Source organism: Ensifer canadensis (genome assembly GCF_017488845.2).
Classification (GTDB): Bacteria; Pseudomonadota; Alphaproteobacteria; order Rhizobiales; family Rhizobiaceae; genus Ensifer; species Ensifer canadensis.
Map to the genome: position 1 here is coordinate 2,958,354 of NZ_CP083370.1, position 16,865 is coordinate 2,975,218.

Genomic DNA, 16,865 nt, shown 5'->3' on the forward strand with positions numbered 1-16,865 from the left:
CCGAGCAAGGAACGACATCCGATGTTTCCGGATTCCCTCAATCTCTCCATCCGCGCGCCGGTGAACGAGTTCATCCAGACGCTGGTCAGCAGCTATGGCTGGGTCTTCAAGGCGATCAGCGCGGTGATCCTGAAAGCCGTGCTGTTCATCGAATGGATCCTGCGCGGCCTGCCCTGGTGGGTCGTCATCCTCGCCTTCATGGCGCTTGCCTGGCAAAGCTCCAAGCGCTGGACGCTGACGGTCGCCGTCGGCGCGCTCCTGTTCTTCGTCGGCGTGCTCGGCCTCTGGGATCTTACCATGCAGACGCTGGCGCTGATGCTGATGGCGACGCTGGTGTCTGTGGCCATCGGAGTTCCCATGGGCATTCTCGTCGCCAAGAGCCGGCTGGTGCGCAACATCACGCTGCCGGTGCTCGACGTGATGCAGACCATGCCGAGCTTCGTCTATCTGATCCCGGCGCTGATGCTCTTCGGCCTCGGCAAGGTGCCGGCGATCCTCGCCACCATCATCTATGCCGTGCCGCCACTGATCCGCCTCACCGACCTCGGCATTCGCCAGGTCGACCACGAGGTGGTCGAAGCGGCAACGGCCTTCGGCGGCAGCCCCAACCAGATCCTCTTCGGCGTCGAACTGCCGCTGGCAACCCCGACGATCATGGCCGGCCTCAACCAGACAATCATGATGGCGCTGTCGATGGTGGTCGTCGCTTCGATGATCGGCGCGCGCGGCCTCGGCGAGCAGGTGCTGAACGGCATCCAGACGCTTGACGTCGGCAAGGGCCTGGAAGCCGGCATCGGCATCGTCATTCTGGCAATCGTACTCGACCGCATCACGCAAGGTTTCGGCAAGAACCGGACGGAGGATCCCCGCAATGGCTGATATCGAGATCCGCAACGTCTACAAGATCTTCGGCCAGGACGCCAAGGCGGCACTCGCCATGGCCAAGGACGGCCTCGACAAATCTGAGATTCTCGCCCGCTCCGGCTGCAGCGTCGGCCTCAACGACGTCAGCCTGACGATCGGTGCCGGCAAGATCTTCGTCATCATGGGCCTGTCCGGATCGGGTAAGTCGACGCTGGTGCGCCACATCAACCGGCTGATCGAACCGACCAGCGGCCAGGTGGTCTTCGACGGCAGCAACATCCTCGAGCTCGACGCCAAGGCGCTTCGCACCTTCCGCATGCACCGCGTCAGCATGGTGTTCCAGAGCTTTGCCCTGATGCCGCACCGCACCGTGCTGCAGAACGTCGTCTACGGCCAGCGGGTGCGCGGCCTTTCCAAGGCCGACAGCCGCGACATCGGCATGAAATGGATCGAGACGGTCGGGCTCTCAGGCTACGACGCCAAGTTCCCGCATCAGCTGTCGGGCGGTATGAAGCAGCGCGTCGGCCTTGCCCGGGCGCTGGCCGCCGACACCGATGTCATCCTGATGGACGAAGCGTTCTCGGCGCTCGATCCGCTGATCCGCGCCGACATGCAGGACCAGTTGCTGCAGCTGCAGCAGAACCTGTCGAAGACCATCGTCTTCATCACCCATGACCTCGACGAGGCTTTGCGCATCGGCTCGGAAATCGCCATCCTGAAGGACGGCCAGGTGGTGCAGGTGGGAACGCCTGACGATATTCTCGACAAGCCCGCCAACGACTATGTCGCCCGGTTCGTCCAGCGCCGCCAGGGAAGGCCAGAAACTCATGACTGAAACCGTCACGCTTGATGGACCGGCAACCTGGGTGGAGATCGCCGCGGTCGCAGATGGCGCTCGGCTGACGCTTTCCGCGGCCACTCGCGAGCGCATCGTCCAGGCCCGCGCCGTGGTCGAGGCGCTGGTCGATCGCGGCATTCGCGGCTACGGCATCAACACAGGTGTCGGTGCGCTTTGCGATGTCATCATCGACAGGGAAAACCAGCAGGCGCTGTCGCGCAACATCATCCTCAGCCATGCCTGCGGCGTCGGCGAGCCGCTCGGGCGGGCCGAGGCACGGGCGGTAATGGCCGCCCAGATCGCCAATTTCGCCCATGGCTATTCCGGGGTGCGCATTGAGACGGTCGAGACGCTGCTGGCGTTGCTCAATGCCGGCCTCATTCCCAATATCCCCTCGCGCGGCTCGGTCGGCTACCTCTCTCATGCCGCGTCCATCGGCCTCGTGCTGATCGGCCATGGCTCGGCAAACGACGGCAAGGCAACAGTCGGCGGTGCCGAAGCCTTGCGTCGGCTCGAGCTCCAGCCCCTGCAGTTGCAGGCCAAGGAGGGCTTGAGCCTCGTCAACGGCACGCCCTGCGCCACCGGCCTTGCCGCGCTGGCGCTGTCGCGCGCACAAAAACTCTTCGCCTGGGCGGATGCCGCATCGGCGCTGACCTATGAAAACCTCGGCAGCCAGGCCAATGCCTTTGCCGCCGGCCCGCTGGCGCTGCGGCACTCGTCCGGACTGCAGGCGGTCGGCAAGACGCTGCGCGACCTTCTGGAGGATAGCCCAATGCTGGCGGCAAGCGCCGGCACGCGCACACAGGATCCCTTGAGCCTGCGCGCCGTGCCGCATGTGCATGGCGCCGCCCGCGACGCCTTCGACCATGTGGCCGAGGTGGTGAACCGGGAGCTGGCAAGCCTCACCGACAACCCGGCCGTTTCAGGCACGCCGGAGGCGCCGGAGGTGCATTCGCAGGCTCATGCGGTTGGAGCAGCACTCGGTCTCGCCATGGACAGTCTCGCGGTCGCCGTTGCCGAAGTTGCGGCGATATCTGAGCGTCGCATCGACCGGCTGGTCAACCCGCTCGTCAGTGGCCTGCCCGCCTTTCTCGCCGGCGACAGTGGTGTTTCCTCCGGCTACATGATCGCCCAGTATACGGCGGCTGCCCTTGCCGCGGAGAACCGTCGCCTAGCAGCCCCCGCCAGCCTTGATGGTGGCATCACCTCGGCGCTGCAGGAGGATATCCTGACGCACGCCACGCCCGCCGCCTGGAAGGCGCTTGAAATCGTCGACAACCTCGAGCGCATTCTTTCAATCGAGCTGCTCGCGGCCGCACAGGCCTATGACCTGCAGCCCCGCGCAACGGCCAAGGCGAAACGCACCGAGGCGCTCTACCAGCGCATCCGCGCCGTCGTTCCCGTCTATGCAGACGACCGGCCGATGAACGAGGATTTCGACCGCATGCGGCTCGTCATTCAGGAAGAGACGCCATGAAGCTCCTGCCCGCCTCCGGCCACAAGCGCATGCCCTGGAAAAACGGCGGCGGCGAAACCATCGAGATATCAGTCTTTCCGGAAGGCGCATCGCTTTCGGAGTTTGACTGGCGGGTGAGCATGGCGACCGTCGCAAGCGATGGCCCCTTCTCTGCTTTTCCCGGCATCGACCGCACGCTGTCGATCCTTAAAGGCAACGGCATGACGCTCTTGATCGAAGGCCGCGACCCGGCCCGATTGACGGAAGCGGATGCGCCCCTTGCCTTCCCCGCCGACGTCGCCACATCGGCCAGCCTGATTAACGGCACGATCGTCGACCTCAATGTCATGACCCGCCGGGGCAAGCTCATCCATCGGGTGCGCCGGCTGGCGATCGACGGCGAGCATTCGCTGGCGAGCGAGGCTACCACCACCATGGTCTTTTGCCATCGCGGCGCGGTGGAGCTGGATGGTAACGGCCAGACGCTTGCGCTTTCCGTCGGCGATGCGGTGATCCTCGAGGGGCCGGTTGCGGCCACGGTGAAGGCGCCGGCGCCGTGCGAGGTGTTTCTCATCGAGATCGACCCGGCGCCGAGCGTCTGACTGCGCCTGGTGCCGGCGGCCAGCTCCGCGCCGCTCTCCGATCGCGCAACCTCAGCTTACAACCGAACGGACGGCGCCAACACCAACGGCTACTTTGCGTCGCTGGCGCTGATCTCCTTCTGCTGCGTCACGATCGCCTCCGTCTGGATCTTGGTGTTCTCGCCGACGGCGATTATCCAGCGCTCCCCCTCCTTCACCAGGATGTAGAGCGGGCTGCCTTCCGCTTCTCCGAGGATCGGCGAGCCATCGTCCAACACCGGGCGCTGGCGCCGGGAGATAGCGTCGAAATCCGGCAAGCCTGAGCATTCTCGACGCTCCTCGCCAGGATTGGCACCGATTTTTCCGTTCATAATTCGGTAACCATACGGCGTGTTACCCGGGGAACAGCGCATTCGACGCCACACGATAGTCTCCATGCCACGGTTTGACAGTCTCTCAACAGCAAACACAAGGCTTGGAGGATACGGACATGATCAAGACCGGTTTCGGCGTTTCCATCACCGTTCTGGCCTTCTCTCTGGCAGTGATCGCCTTCATGAATGTGGCCCTGTCCCAATATCGGGCGGCAGAAATTGCCGACATCACCCTGCCCGACTACAGCACGATCACCTCGTCCATCCATCGCTAAAGCGCGCCGTCTCGATTTCCACCGGGCAGGAAACCGGGTGGCTTGCCCGACGCTGAGGGGCAAGAATGCTCGATCAAACGATGGAGCCAGCCATGATGTCCCTGCTCACCCTCCACGCGTTGGCAGCCACACGAGGCGACGGTCTTCGCCTCGAACTCCTCACCGCTATCGCCCAAGAAAACCTGATGTCCGTGGCCGGCAAACACGGCGTTTCACTTTACGCAGGCATTGAGCGCCTTGATGGCCTCATCGGCTCCCGCGAGATCGACCCTGGTTTGCGCAGCGCCGGCCGATCGAAACGTCAGTTCAGCGCTTTGCGCTAACGCCGATTGCAACGCGTCCCTGTCAGCGCCGACGTGAACAGTCAGGAGATGAGGCGTGCGGATATCGACTCCGCGTACTGCAAACGCCTTGCCGCCGATCCTCAAGTCACCCGCGGATGCGCTCTTCTCGGTGAGATTCCAGCTGTTGTTGAAGAGGCTGAGGTGAAACGCCTGATTGCGGTCGGCATACAGGATGAGCGCGACCTTTCGGTCGACGTTTTTCGACATCAGACAGCCTTTTCGTCCCCCATCCAATGGGTCTCCAGTCCAACTGCCCACCTGAAATTTTTGCTCAGAGCTTTCGCGCTTCGCCTCGTCCTGGTCACTTCCATCGCGCTCCATCTGCGGCGGCTTTCCGTCGGACCTGAACTGCAGAGCGTACTGGCTTTTGCCGATATCGGTGGCCTCGCAAACCGTCATGGCCTCGCCCTTGAAGGGGTTGGTGTAACCGCATCCGCCAGCCACTTCCTTCATCTCGAATTCAGCCGCTTCCTTACCGGGGTCCACAACGATCCTGTTGACGCTCTGCAACTGACTGTCCGGGTCGGGCTTCTCGGCCTCGCGTCCTCGGAAAGTCACTGCAACGCCGGACTTGAGGAAAACCGTGAAACCGGATCGGCCGTCTGGATAAACCGATTGTACCAGCATGCCGTCACATTGGCTCGTCCAGTCTTCACCTGCAACGATGAGGCTCTCACAGGTGCCGGTCAGCGTTCCCGTGGTCAGATCATCCGTGAGGGCCTGAGACTGGGCCGGCAGACTGATCAGCATACACGCGGCCAAGATAGCGGAAAACGGGCCAGCACGGAGTTTCGAAACTGCAATCGTCATAGTATTCGCCGAATCGCTCATATATTCAAAGTTGCGTTTAGCCTACAACGGCAATGGTCGGCCCGCCAGCGTTCCGCGCTGACAGCAGGAGGCTGAATTGGCAGCAGCAACCTGGGCGGGCAGCCATTGGCTACGACCGGTTCAGGCACCCCCAGAGCTTCGAGACCCGCTTTTCTCCAGATCTCCCTGATAGCCGCACTCTTGGCGGCAAGGCGACGGGCGAACCTAAGTACGGCGATCGCCATGATCGCGGCCTGACCGTTGCGCAGTCGGCCGGCGCTATTCTCCGCGTCAGGCAGAGCCGGCCGGTCTCCTTGAAACGTGAACGGCCGATGTCCTGGTGGAGAAACCTCCCTTCCCATTGTCGGCACGAACAAAGACTTCCCCTGGCATGACTTTGCTGCTTGGATGGACCGCACCGGCCGCCTCATGGCCGATGCCCATCCGTTGCCAGGAAGTTTCCGATGTCGAGCGATCATTCCCACCTCTGGCCCGGCGTTCCCCTCGCCCTGGGGTCCGCCGTTCTCTTCGGCGCCTCGACGCCGCTTTCAAAACTTCTGCTCGGCACCATTGACCCCTGGCTGCTCGCCGGCATGCTTTATCTCGGCGCCGGGATTGGCTTGGCGATCGTTCACCGCGCCCGCGCCCTGGTCGGACTCGATGGCGTCGAAGCGCCGCTGGCGCCCGCCGATATTCCCTGGCTGATTACCGTGATCCTGTTCGGCGGCGTGCTCGGCCCGCTGTTGCTGATGTTCGGCCTATCCCAGACCACGGCCGCCTCCGGATCGCTGCTCCTCAACCTCGAGGGACTGGCGACAATGGCGATTGCCTGGCTGGTGTTTCGCGAGAATGTCGATCGCCGCCTGCTCCTGGGCGCAGCCGCAATTTTATGCGGCGCGGTTCTCCTGTCGTGGAACGGTGCAGGCCTGAGCCTCGATCGCGGCAGCCTGCTGATATCAGGCGCCTGCCTTGCCTGGGGCATCGACAACAATCTGACGCGAAAACTCTCCTCCGCCGATCCCGTCCAGATCGCCATGATCAAGGGTTTGGCTGCCGGCGCCACCAACCTCGCCCTTGCCCTGTCGCTCGGCGCCTCGCTGCCGTCTGTCGGCCTCACGGCAGCAGCCGCCCTCGTCGGCTTCCTCGGTGTCGGCATCAGCCTCGTCTTCTTCATGCTCGGCCTGCGCCATCTCGGCACGGCGCGCACTGGCGCTTACTTCTCGCTCGCCCCCTTCATCGGCGCCCTTCTCTCGATCGCCCTCTTCCGCGACACGATCACCCTGCAATTCCTCTCAGCCGGCCTGCTGATGGCCTTTGGCCTCTGGATGCACCTGGCCGAGCGCCACGACCACGAACACACCCACGAGGCGCTCGAGCACGAACACGCCCATATTCACGACGAACATCACAACCACAGCCACGACGGCCCGGTCACCGAGCCGCACTCCCACTGGCACCGGCACGAACCGATGCGGCATAAGCATCCGCATTACCCGGACCTGCATCACCGGCATAGTCATGGGTGAGGGCGTTTAGGTGCCCTGAAATTACCTCTGAGACGGCTTGAAAGTGCGTCGAAGTTGCGGATTTTGGAGCATATCGGAAATGCAAATTTTCCGGACTTGCGTGGCAAAATTCCGGAAAAGCGCGAGCTATAGCGGCGATGGTTCGCGCTGGTGCGGGACGGACCGGGCATTCTGTGCCTGATCCGCCTGGGGATTGATCCCCGTTATGCCTGGACCAGCATCTTGACAACCTCATCGGTCGTCCAAAGGCCGTTGGCCATGTAGCGGAAATTGATCAGCGCAGAGAGATAGCCGTCACCCTCCGGCAACTTCGGCGCAGCGACCGCATCGCGAACGATGCCGACTTCGAAGCCAAGTTCGAGGAATTCGCGGCAATGCGACTCCACGCACATATTGGCGAGCATTCCTGCCAGGATGATCTGGTCAACGCGCTGCTTTCGCGCCTGCAATGGCAGGTCGTTGGCTTGCGGGCCGTATAGCTTGTGCGGCGAGCAAATGATCGTCTTCCCGTCCTCGATGTACGCTTTAAATTCCGGAAGGAAATCTGCGCCGGAGCCACGAAATCCGTCCTGCGTGTATGGGCCTTTTCGATCGAAGATGCCGACCTTATGCTGGAAGACTTCGAGTGGGCCTTGGATTTTCCACGAATGGTCCCAGTGGTAATAGTAGTGCGGCGAAATTGCCACGACGATGTCGGCTGCTTTGGCGGCCTCGAAAAGGCGGCCAAGGTTTGCGACTACGTTGTGCTCGGTCACACTCTCTCCCACGACCGGCCAGGCAAGGCCCTTCGGGCTCATGAAATCGATTTGCGGGTCGATCACGACCAGGGCCGCACGCGATCGGTCCAACTTCATGTTGCCCTTTTCAAGGGCCGGATTTGGTGGATCGGCATAGGGATCATTGGTGGCCGCTTGCGCTCCTCCGCCGCCGACAGCAGTGAGCGCGGTCGCCGCCGTGATCCCGGCGACGGCACTTAAGAAGGATCTGCGGGGTGGGTTGCAACAATTATCATCATGCATATCGAAAGCCCTTTTGTGTTGGATGGGTTGACTGAATCACCGTCTGGGTCTCAAACGTCCGAAAGGACACAGTTCAGGTGATTTCGGACATGCCTCTGATGTCGCCTTTATCCGCCGACCGCGGTGACAACGGCAGGGGAAACACACCGAAGTCGATAGATCGCCGCACCGGGAGGACAAAAGTGTTGAGGCGATGAAAGGAACCTATCAGCCGACCGCAGCTTGCGAAATTATACCGAGGTTTAAAGAAGCTAGGCGTATGTGTTGGGGACGCCGTCCCGCGTGTCGTTTCCATGTCGCGTGCAGTAGCCGCGCCCTGCAGCGGAGGTCCGATTTGGTCGCCCCCCCCACTCGACAGCAGAACCCAGGCTCGCATGCGCCTCGCTGCGGACATGTCGCGCCGACGCAATGATCTGGAGAGCCGCATCAAGGACGCCACCATTGCTCAACGGCGTCATCAACGTTGCCAGCATAGGCACCGAACACCGCGACCTGGGGGATAACATTCGTTCGTGGCAGGCAGAGTTGGCCCAAGAGCCGGAGCCCGTCAGCCCAGTCACTCTGCACCCGGCAGCGATCGAGTCGTACCGCCGCTCGCTGAAAGACCTGCGGAAGGTGATCGAGCGGAACCCGAAGAGCGCAGACGCCTATTCGAGGCTGATGCGCCAGTTGATCAAGGAAGTACGGGTCAGAACTTGGAGAAGCGCAAGCCCGATATCCAACTCATTGGAAAGCTAAGGAGTTCCTTTGCAGAGACCCAACCTAAGGTACGAGCGGGGTGTCTAATGGTAGCGGAGGAGGGATTCGAACCCCCGACACAAGGATTATGATTCCTCTGCTCTAACCTACTGAGCTACTCCGCCGGGTACCGCGTCAGGGCTTCGAAGGTGAAGCCGTCTTGACTGGACGGGCGGCTTATAAGGCCCGGTTCTGCCTAGTGTCAAGCCAAGTCGCGGGGAAAATGTGAAGTTTTCCCGCGCGATCGGAAATGACTGCCTCAGGCAGCCGCAGGCGCTGCCAGAAGCACCTTCAATGCGGCTTCCGCACCGGCCTCACGCTCGGATTTGCGGATGAAGCCGCCGCCATAGACGCGGGCGTCTTCGCCGACGCCGGAATAGAGCGCGCAGGCCTGGCCGGGCGCGATGCCGGCTTCGCCTTCGGCAAGCTCGACATAAAGACCCTCGGCGTCACGCTTCAGGATAGCGGGCGCCGGCTGGCGGGTGGAGCGGACCTTGGCGAAACAGTCGAAGCCATCGGCTGCCACGTCTTCAAGATCTTCATCGCCCAGCCAGTTGACGTCGCGCAGGTAGACGCGGCGCGTTTCCAGCGCTTCCTTGGGGCCGACGATGACGCGGCGCGAGCGGGCGTCGAGATAGACGACATAGAGCGGCTCGCCGGTGGCGATGCCGATGCCGCGGCGCTGGCCGATGGTGTAGTGCAAAATGCCGTCATGGGTGCCGAGTATGCGGCCATCGAGATGCACGATCTCGCCGGCAAGCGCTGCATTCGGCTTCAGCTTGGAAACGATATCGCTGTACTTGCCCTGCGGCACGAAACAGATGTCCTGGCTGTCGGCCTTCTGGGCAACGACAAGGCCCATCTCTTCGGCCAGCACCCGCGTTTCGGCCTTGGAGAGGTGACCGAGCGGGAAGCGCAGATAGTCGATCTGCTCCTGCGTGGTGGCAAAGAGGAAGTAGCTCTGGTCGCGATCGGCGTCAGTCGGGCGATAGAGCGCCCGCTGGCCGGCATAGCGCGGGTTCGGGCTCGGCCGCGAGCGGATGTAGTGGCCGGTCGCCAGCGCATCGGCACCGAGCTCCTTGGCCGTCGCCAGGAGATCGGCAAACTTGACCGTCTGGTTACAGGCAACGCAGGGGATCGGCGTTTCGCCGGCGACATAGCTTTCGGCAAACGGGTTGATCACCGTTTCGCGGAAGCGCGCTTCGTAATCGAGCACGTAATGCGGGATGCCGAGCGTTTCGCAGACGCGTCGCGCGTCGTCGATGTCCTGGCCGGCACAGCAGGAGCCGGCACGGTGGACGGCGGTACCGTGGTCGTAGAGCTGCAGCGTGATGCCGAGAACGTCGTAACCCTCGCGTTTGAGCAGGCCCGCGACGACGGAACTATCGACGCCGCCGGACATGGCGACAACGACACGCGTATCTTCGGGCTTGCGGTCAAAATTGAGAGTATTCACGGGATCCAATCCGGCCTTCGGGTGGCAGCGACAACGCTCGCCCCTGTTTCACGCTTCATGCGATGCAATGCCTGCGCGATAGCACGCGGCACGCGTTCGGCTTCTACAGCGCCGCGCGTCTTATTCAGACGCGCCAAGGTCGCTGTAGCACGACAATGTCCAGAGTATCTTCTCCGCTTTCTTGAAAGCGGGAGGCTCCAGTCGCCGACATATAGAAACTTGTCCGCCCGGCGGCAAGGGCGGTGCTATGGCGCAAGGCCGGTCAGGGCGGTCCGTCTCAGATCAGTTTCAGCCGCATGGCGCGGGCGATCGCCTGCATGCGGTTGACGGCGTCGAGCTTGCGGGTCGCGCTCTTGAAGTAGCTGCTGACCGTATAGGTGGAGATGCCAAGGATGATGGCGATCTCGTCGCTGCTCTTGCCGGCTGCGGCCCAGCGCAGACACTCGATCTCGCGGCTCGACAGCTTTTCGCGCGCCGAGCTGCCGGTGTCGAAGGTGCGTTCGAGGCATTCGAACAGCTGCACGAGGGAAAGATAGAGCGTCGCCTGCTCGACGCCGACAGGCGGGTCGCGTCGTCCGGACAGCATGGCGACGAAGGGATCGCCGCTGCTGGTATGCAACTGGACGGCGAAATGGCGCCCCATCTCCGGATGCGCCAGCAGCCGGTGCACCATCGCCTCGTCGGTCGGTTTGCCGGCCGCATCGAGCAGCTCGGCGCCGCCGGTTACCGGCAGCTTGGTACCGCGCAGGCGCTCGACGAGCACGCTCGACTGAAAGGTCTCGCAGGCGTCGTACTGGCGCACCAGCTCCGACGGCCAGTTACTCAGCACCAGGCGCTCGGAAAAGCGCTGCTGCTCGGCCAGCGGCAGGCGCGCGATCATGAAATGGCCGAAGCCATAGCGCGCGATCAACCGCCGCATCAGGTGCAGAAGTTCGTATTCCGTGCGGACGGCAGCCGTATCGATTTCGGAAATCATGTCCGCCGTCTCAGCCTCGCGCAGCAAGGCTGGTTCATTCGATTCCTTCATCTCTGATCACCACATCACCGGTGCCAACGCACCTGGTCGAGAGAATACAAACAGCCCCGAAAATCATCCGGTGCATGAACTTCACCCGGCAGCCAGAATACAGCCACCCTCTCCGGCATGCCCGCGAAAGCAACGCGACCGGTTGTGAAAATATGACGATGCACCAAGAATGATTCGGGAGCGCACAAACGTCGCTCATCCTTTATTTCGGCGCCTCGTTACCAAGAATTTTAGTTAAAGTGAAATGTGGTAATTGCATGGCTCCCATGTAAAATCCGCGATAATCCAAAGCTTTCCGGGCATTAAGGCGGCTCTTGTCGAGCGCGACAGGCGTCGCGATCGCCGGCGGGACGTTGCGGAAGTGATCGAGGGAGTGTGCGGAAGTATTTAAAATTATGAGCAAATTGTTACCGACCGCTTAGGCAAATGTTAAATGTGGCGGGCTAAGGTCAGCAACATATGGTCTTGAGTTTGTGTAGAGAGTCCCATGACCGAAATGATGCGACCACGTGTAAAATATGTCATCGGCCCCGATGGCAGTCCTCTGACGATTGCGGATCTGCCGCCGGCGAATACCCGGCGCTGGGTTATTCGCAGGAAGGCTGAGGTGGTTGCCGCTGTCCGCGGTGGCCTTTTGAGCCTTGAGGAAGCGTGCGAACGCTATACCCTCACTGTCGAGGAATTCCTTTCCTGGCAGTCCTCCATCAACGATCACGGTCTGGCCGGCCTGCGCACCACACGCATCCAGCAATATCGCCACTAAAAGCCCCCAACAGGGCCATAGGTCGAACGGCGGCTCCGGAATTTCCGGTGGCCGCCGTCTTCGTTTTCCGTCGCCCGCTCCGCCCCGTCTTTCAATAGGCAACATTTCGGCGACAGTGCGTTTCCCCTTCGCGTTCGCCAAACCGGTTTCGAATGCTGCAGTCATGCGATAGCATCTTCAGCAACACGCAAACGTTGAATGTGAAGGGATGCTGAGATGGATATCGCCCACGAAGAAATCGGTTCGCACGGCCGCTACTCGACAACCGTCGAAGGCTATACCGGCGAGATGACCTATTCCCGCTCATCGCCGAAACTGATCATCGTCGATCACACGCTCGTTCCCGACGAGTTGCGCGGCAAGGGCGTCGGCCAGGCGCTGGCAAAACATGCAATCGACGAAGCGCGCAAGGGCGGCTGGAAGATCATTCCGCTCTGCCCGTTCATGCGCGCGCAGGCGCTGCGCCATCCCGATTGGCAGGACGTGATCCAGGCCTGAGGCGGCAAACCACCAAAGTTCCGAAATGGGAAAACCCGCCCGACAGATGCCTGTCGCGCGGGTTTTTCGTTCTTGTGACAATCGTGCCGGATCGGGCCATGCCATCGGCATCGCCCGACAAAGAATGAAAATCATCTGCCTCGAAACGGCTAAGGAGCTTACGCCCTGAGACGCGTCGTCGTATCCCGTTCCTCGAGCGCCGCCGCCTTCGCAAATTCGGCCTGCACTTCTTCAAGTGCAAGTTCGGCCGCATCCTGCTGCGCCTTCAGTTCACGAATGGAGACCTGAAGATTGTCGGCTCTTTGACGAGCAGCCTTGGCGAAAGTGGGATAGGCAAAATGCGAGGGATCGGAAATGCCCGACTTCTTTTCCTCGAAAACAATCTGATTTTCCAGATCCTTGGTCATCCGTTCGAACTCAGCCATCATCATCTGAAGCTGGCTCAGCTGACGCTGCTTCTCCCTGACCTGAAATTCCTTCAGGCGGACAAGGCTCTCACGTGCTTTCATACGCAATACTCCCGTGGATAACGAGACCCCGGTTACTGATTTGGCCCGTCGAGCCTGCCCCAACAGACAGAAAACGAAAATCGACAGCGATATTAACAAAAGCCTACCGCTGGTAACCTTTCGTTTACGGGCATCGTTAATCATAGGGGTGATGATTTAAGGCTCCGTAAATACTGAGGCACGAAATATGACGGCCCCGGCATTAACGAGTCAGAAGAGTCAGATAGCGGCATTTCCTCATGTTTCGCATGAAAAGTGCCATTTTGGATTCACGTTTGAAATCAGGGAACTGCTAAAAATATTTAACAATCTCGATACAGCTTGCCAGAGTGAATCAGAATTTGTTAACCATTTGATGGCAGCCTCCAAATCAGGCAACGACTGGATCCGTATCGCGTAAGGGGGCCACGATGACCTTGGGCGGCGGAAAAGGGGAAGAATATGCGGGTTCTACTAATTGAAGACGACAGCGCAACGGCTCAGAGCATTGAGCTGATGCTCAAGTCCGAGAGTTTCAACGTTTACACCACCGATCTCGGTGAGGAAGGCGTCGATCTCGGCAAACTCTATGACTACGACATCATCCTTCTCGACCTCAACCTTCCGGACATGTCCGGTTACGAGGTCTTGAGAACACTGCGTCTTTCCAAGGTGAAGACGCCGATCCTCATTCTCTCCGGCATGGCCGGAATTGAAGACAAGGTTCGCGGTCTCGGCTTCGGCGCCGACGACTACATGACCAAGCCGTTCCACAAGGACGAGCTGGTGGCGCGCATCCATGCGATCGTCCGCCGTTCCAAGGGTCATGCCCAGTCGGTCATCTCGACCGGCGAACTGATCGTCAATCTCGATGCCAAGACGGTGGAAGTCGGCGGACAGCGCGTCCACCTCACCGGCAAGGAATACCAGATGCTCGAGCTGCTCTCGCTGCGCAAGGGCACGACGCTCACCAAGGAAATGTTCCTCAACCACCTCTACGGCGGTATGGACGAGCCGGAACTGAAGATCATCGACGTCTTCATCTGCAAGCTGCGCAAGAAGCTTGCCAATGCTGCCGGCGGCGCCAACTACATCGAAACCGTCTGGGGCCGTGGCTACGTTCTGCGCGAGCCGGATGGTGCCGAATACGCCGAAACCGCCTGATTTCGAGCTTTCTTCCGGGCGCGGCATGGACCCGCATATCCAGGCATGACGCCAACGGACGCCTTTTGAACAAACCCGCCCTTCGAGGCGGGTTTTTTCGTTATGGTCGCCCCTTCCCTCGGTGATCAGGTGCTTCCTGGTGTCAAAGGTCCGAAGGTGGTGACATGCGCCTGCCTCGGCCTTGATCTCGGGTGTCATGCAAAAAGTGCCAAGACGAGACAGCAAAAAGCCGCAGCAACTGCCGCGGCTTGTTCAGTCCGGAAACACGTTTATTGCGGTTCAGGCCGCCATCGACTGGCTGGCAAAGACGCTCGTCAGGATCTTGCGATCGAACGGCTTCAGCAGGAAATCATCGGCACCGGCGCGCTTGCCGGCCATCATCTTCTTCAGATCCGCCTCGACGACGCAGTAATAGATGCGCACAGACGCACCATTCGGCAGTCGCCTGATATTGGCGATGAGATCCAGAGCGCCCTCCAGGCCGGCGTCGACCACGAGAATATTCGGCAGCTCGGCTTCGCAGCGCACCAGCGCCTCAAGGCCGCTCGGCGCTTCGTAGACAAGGAAGCCCATGCCGGACAGGATACGTTTCCCAACTTTCCTGACGACATCCGAGCCGTCGGCAATCATCAAGCGCCGCATGTCCAACTCCTTCATGACTTACCTATACGCGTGCTCGCACGCTTGGAACAACCCTACACAAATTTGGCAAAGATTTCGTTACGGAGCTTGCTTAACACAGGCTTTCCGAAGCGTTTTAAAGCGCTGAAAACATTAATGTTTTGAGCGGACCGGTCAAAAGCCGGCAAAAGCAGGCGCTCAATCGGTGGCCACGCAAATATCCGGCGCGGGGGCCATCACCACACCGCGCCGGACATGTATCAAAACAGCAAAGGCAGCGCCGGACTTAGGCGTCGGCCGGCTTCATACGCGCCGTGAAGATGATCTCTTCGCCGGTCGAAACCACATCGATCGTCATGCCCGCTTCCTCGCCGAGCAGCACCGTGTAGTAGGGCTGGATCGAATGCGCATCGACCGCCTCTTCCGGCGTGCCGGACAGAAGTTCGACCAGACGCGGCGGCACGCGCATCATCCGGCCCTTGCAGGCCAGCGTGAACACCGCGTCGAGTTCGGGATTTTCGAGCGTGATGTCGATGACGCCACCGCGCGGGATCGCCCCATAGGCAATGAGGAAGAGGTTGAGGAGCAGCTTGACCCGGTTCTTGGCGATGATGGCGCGCGGCCCGTGCCAGTTGACCTCGGTCTTCTTCTCGGCGGCGGCAAAGTCCTTGGCCGCCTTTTCCGCTTCGCCTGTGTCGATCGACGCGCCGACCGAGCCGGAGGCGCCGAAGGCGAGACGGGCGAACTTCAGGCGGACGGACGCATTGAGAGCGCTGGTGCGGATGAGGTCCATGGCGTCGGCATCGGCGCCGCCCTCGTCCAGAAGTTCCAGGCCATTGTTGATGGCGCCGACCGGCGAGATGATGTCGTGGCAAACCCGGCTGCACAGAAGCGCGGCCAGATCGGGTCCCGTCAATGTCAGGTTCGGATTCGTTGCCATCGTCTTTCCTTGTTCGGTTCCATCGGCATGCGGACATGAGGCACGCGCTCGGGCAGAGCCGGTAAAGCCTCAGGCGCTAAGACGCAAGCCATGGGCTGCCCGGCGCAGCCGTTCATCAGTGGATCATAATGACACCACATTTGGTAAACCGATTGTTAAGACCATCGGTTCAAATTGCAGGGAAATGGTCCAGACCCCCGCTGGCCGCGCCGTCACAGGCGATGCCGGCCATAGCAAACCCGCAAGCGAGTGATTTTCGCGCCTGACGGAGGAAACGATGCAGCAGATCATGAAGGCAGCCACGATGGCCAGCCGCGCTATCCTGGCGACGATGTTCCTGATGGCCGGCGCCATATCCGCCGCCCATGCCCAGCAGGCGAATAGTCAATATTCGATGCAGGAGATCGTCGATGCCGGTCACGGCTTCTTCGGCGAAACCTCGGGCGGCCTCGCCAAGGTGGTGGAGCGCGCCTTCGAACGTTACGGCCTGCCGAACGGTTATATCCTCGGACAGGAAGGTTCCGGCGCCTTCATCGCTGGCCTGACCTACGGGGAAGGCGAACTCAACACCAAGAATGCCGGCCAGCACAACGTCTTCTGGCAGGGCCCGTCACTCGGCATCGACTGGGGCGGACAGGGCAGCCGCACGATGATGCTGGTCTACAACCTTCCGAGCGTGCCATCCCTCTACAAGCGGTTTGGCGGCGTCTCCGGTTCGGCCTATGTCGTGGCCGGCGTCGGCATGACGGTGCTCACCGACGAACACATCGTCGTCGTCCCGATCCGCACCGGCATCGGCGCCCGGCTCGGGGTCAATGTCGGCTATCTCAAGATGACGCAGAACCCGACCTGGAACCCCTTCTGACCTAACTGCATGTTTTCTTGAATCCTATTCGATTTAAGGAAAAAACATGCAGCAATTTAAAGTGCTACAGCGACCTTTGCGCGTCTAACAAGACGCGCGGCGCTGTAGATGGCGGGTGCGCTTTGGCGAAATCCCGCGTCAAATACTTGCAGCGCACGAAACGTCATGTTTAGTGCAGGAAAGTAACATCAAGCGCCTTGCTCTGACTATGATGGTCG

At 60.9% G+C, this 16,865-nt stretch carries 19 protein-coding genes and 1 tRNA gene; 11 read left to right on the forward strand and 9 right to left on the reverse strand.

Annotated features, from left to right (window positions below; all coding sequences use genetic code 11):
• Nucleotides 1–21: 21 nt before the first annotated feature.
• The 4 genes from J3R84_RS14505 to J3R84_RS14520 are packed head-to-tail and all read left to right on the forward strand — an operon-like array spanning nt 22 to nt 3,760.
• Nucleotides 22–879, forward strand: a complete 858-nt coding sequence (locus J3R84_RS14505; protein ID WP_025424693.1) for an ABC transporter permease — start codon at nt 22–24, stop codon at nt 877–879.
• Entirely contained in the window at nt 872–1,699 is an 828-nt protein-coding gene (locus J3R84_RS14510) for a quaternary amine ABC transporter ATP-binding protein (RefSeq protein WP_025424694.1), read from the forward strand. The genes J3R84_RS14505 and J3R84_RS14510 overlap by 8 nt, the downstream gene beginning before the upstream one ends.
• A complete protein-coding gene (locus J3R84_RS14515) occupies nt 1,692–3,179 on the forward strand; it encodes an HAL/PAL/TAL family ammonia-lyase (RefSeq protein WP_025424695.1) in 1,488 nt (495 codons plus the stop codon). The genes J3R84_RS14510 and J3R84_RS14515 overlap by 8 nt, the downstream gene beginning before the upstream one ends.
• The gene (locus J3R84_RS14520) at nt 3,176–3,760 is read left to right on the forward strand and encodes a HutD/Ves family protein (protein ID WP_025424696.1); all 585 of its coding nucleotides are present in this window, start codon (nt 3,176–3,178) and stop codon (nt 3,758–3,760) included. Before J3R84_RS14515 ends, J3R84_RS14520 begins: the two co-directional genes overlap by 4 nt.
• Nucleotides 3,761–3,849: 89 nt before the next feature.
• Here the strand turns inward: J3R84_RS14520 and J3R84_RS14525 are convergent, their stop codons facing one another.
• Nucleotides 3,850–4,110, reverse strand: coding sequence for a hypothetical protein (locus J3R84_RS14525; protein ID WP_144239125.1), 261 nt, complete (start codon nt 4,108–4,110; stop codon nt 3,850–3,852).
• A 119-nt stretch (nt 4,111–4,229) separates the two neighbouring features.
• Here J3R84_RS14525 and J3R84_RS14530 point away from each other — a divergent pair, with 119 nt between their 5' ends.
• On the forward strand, nt 4,230–4,388 hold the full coding sequence (locus J3R84_RS14530; protein WP_156408099.1) for a hypothetical protein: 159 nt from the start codon (nt 4,230–4,232) through the stop codon (nt 4,386–4,388).
• 212 nt (nt 4,389–4,600) lie between these two features.
• Here J3R84_RS14530 and J3R84_RS14535 read toward each other — a convergent pair whose 3' ends face one another.
• Nucleotides 4,601–5,542, reverse strand: coding sequence for a hypothetical protein (locus J3R84_RS14535; protein WP_025424698.1), 942 nt, complete (start codon nt 5,540–5,542; stop codon nt 4,601–4,603).
• 464 nt (nt 5,543–6,006) lie between these two features.
• Between J3R84_RS14535 and J3R84_RS14540 the strand changes: the two genes are divergently transcribed.
• The gene (locus J3R84_RS14540) at nt 6,007–7,068 is read left to right on the forward strand and encodes a DMT family transporter (protein WP_203528348.1); all 1,062 of its coding nucleotides are present in this window, start codon (nt 6,007–6,009) and stop codon (nt 7,066–7,068) included.
• Nucleotides 7,069–7,271: 203 nt separating this feature from the next.
• On the opposite strand, the gene J3R84_RS14545 is transcribed toward J3R84_RS14540, so the two are convergent.
• The gene (locus tag J3R84_RS14545; protein ID WP_025424700.1) at nt 7,272–7,922 is read right to left on the reverse strand and encodes a cysteine hydrolase family protein; all 651 of its coding nucleotides are present in this window, start codon (nt 7,920–7,922) and stop codon (nt 7,272–7,274) included.
• Nucleotides 7,923–8,528: 606 nt separating this feature from the next.
• Here J3R84_RS14545 and J3R84_RS14550 point away from each other — a divergent pair.
• Nucleotides 8,529–8,825, forward strand: coding sequence for a hypothetical protein (locus J3R84_RS14550; protein WP_025424701.1), 297 nt, complete (start codon nt 8,529–8,531; stop codon nt 8,823–8,825).
• Nucleotides 8,826–8,873: 48 nt separating this feature from the next.
• On the opposite strand, the gene J3R84_RS14555 is transcribed toward J3R84_RS14550, so the two are convergent.
• The 3 genes from J3R84_RS14555 to J3R84_RS14565 all read right to left on the reverse strand — a co-directional run bounded on the left by J3R84_RS14555 (nt 8,874) and on the right by J3R84_RS14565 (nt 11,308).
• Nucleotides 8,874–8,950, reverse strand: a tRNA-Met gene (locus J3R84_RS14555).
• Nucleotides 8,951–9,084: 134 nt separating this feature from the next.
• On the reverse strand, nt 9,085–10,281 hold the full coding sequence (gene mnmA, locus J3R84_RS14560) for a tRNA 2-thiouridine(34) synthase MnmA (RefSeq protein WP_025424702.1): 1,197 nt from the start codon (nt 10,279–10,281) through the stop codon (nt 9,085–9,087).
• Between the two features lie 277 nt (nt 10,282–10,558).
• Nucleotides 10,559–11,308: a helix-turn-helix transcriptional regulator gene (locus J3R84_RS14565; protein WP_025424703.1), complete on the reverse strand. Its 750-nt coding sequence runs from the start codon at nt 11,306–11,308 to the stop codon at nt 10,559–10,561.
• A 487-nt stretch (nt 11,309–11,795) separates the two neighbouring features.
• Between J3R84_RS14565 and sciP the strand changes: the two genes are divergently transcribed.
• A complete protein-coding gene (gene sciP / locus J3R84_RS14570) occupies nt 11,796–12,071 on the forward strand; it encodes a CtrA inhibitor SciP (RefSeq protein WP_003527546.1) in 276 nt (91 codons plus the stop codon).
• A 216-nt stretch (nt 12,072–12,287) separates the two neighbouring features.
• Nucleotides 12,288–12,569 (forward strand): GNAT family N-acetyltransferase, encoded by a 282-nt coding sequence (locus J3R84_RS14575; protein ID WP_025424704.1) that lies wholly within the window; start codon nt 12,288–12,290, stop codon nt 12,567–12,569.
• A 158-nt stretch (nt 12,570–12,727) separates the two neighbouring features.
• Here the strand turns inward: J3R84_RS14575 and J3R84_RS14580 are convergent, their stop codons facing one another.
• Nucleotides 12,728–13,078 carry a hypothetical protein gene (locus J3R84_RS14580; protein ID WP_025424705.1) on the reverse strand — a complete coding sequence of 117 codons (351 nt, stop codon included), beginning with the start codon at nt 13,076–13,078 and terminating at the stop codon, nt 12,728–12,730.
• Between the two features lie 441 nt (nt 13,079–13,519).
• On the opposite strand from J3R84_RS14580, the gene ctrA reads away from it, so the two are divergent.
• The gene (gene ctrA / locus J3R84_RS14585) at nt 13,520–14,221 is read left to right on the forward strand and encodes a response regulator transcription factor CtrA (protein ID WP_025424706.1); all 702 of its coding nucleotides are present in this window, start codon (nt 13,520–13,522) and stop codon (nt 14,219–14,221) included.
• 279 nt (nt 14,222–14,500) lie between these two features.
• Here the strand turns inward: ctrA and J3R84_RS14590 are convergent, their stop codons facing one another.
• Both J3R84_RS14590 and chpT read right to left on the reverse strand, forming a co-directional pair.
• Nucleotides 14,501–14,863 carry a response regulator gene (locus tag J3R84_RS14590; protein ID WP_025424707.1) on the reverse strand — a complete coding sequence of 121 codons (363 nt, stop codon included), beginning with the start codon at nt 14,861–14,863 and terminating at the stop codon, nt 14,501–14,503.
• Nucleotides 14,864–15,128: 265 nt separating this feature from the next.
• Nucleotides 15,129–15,782, reverse strand: a complete 654-nt coding sequence (gene chpT / locus J3R84_RS14595) for a histidine phosphotransferase ChpT (protein ID WP_025424708.1) — start codon at nt 15,780–15,782, stop codon at nt 15,129–15,131.
• A 277-nt stretch (nt 15,783–16,059) separates the two neighbouring features.
• On the opposite strand from chpT, the gene J3R84_RS14600 reads away from it, so the two are divergent.
• Nucleotides 16,060–16,647: a DUF1134 domain-containing protein gene (locus J3R84_RS14600; RefSeq protein ID WP_025424709.1), complete on the forward strand. Its 588-nt coding sequence runs from the start codon at nt 16,060–16,062 to the stop codon at nt 16,645–16,647.
• The last annotated feature ends 218 nt before the right edge of the window (nt 16,648–16,865 follow it).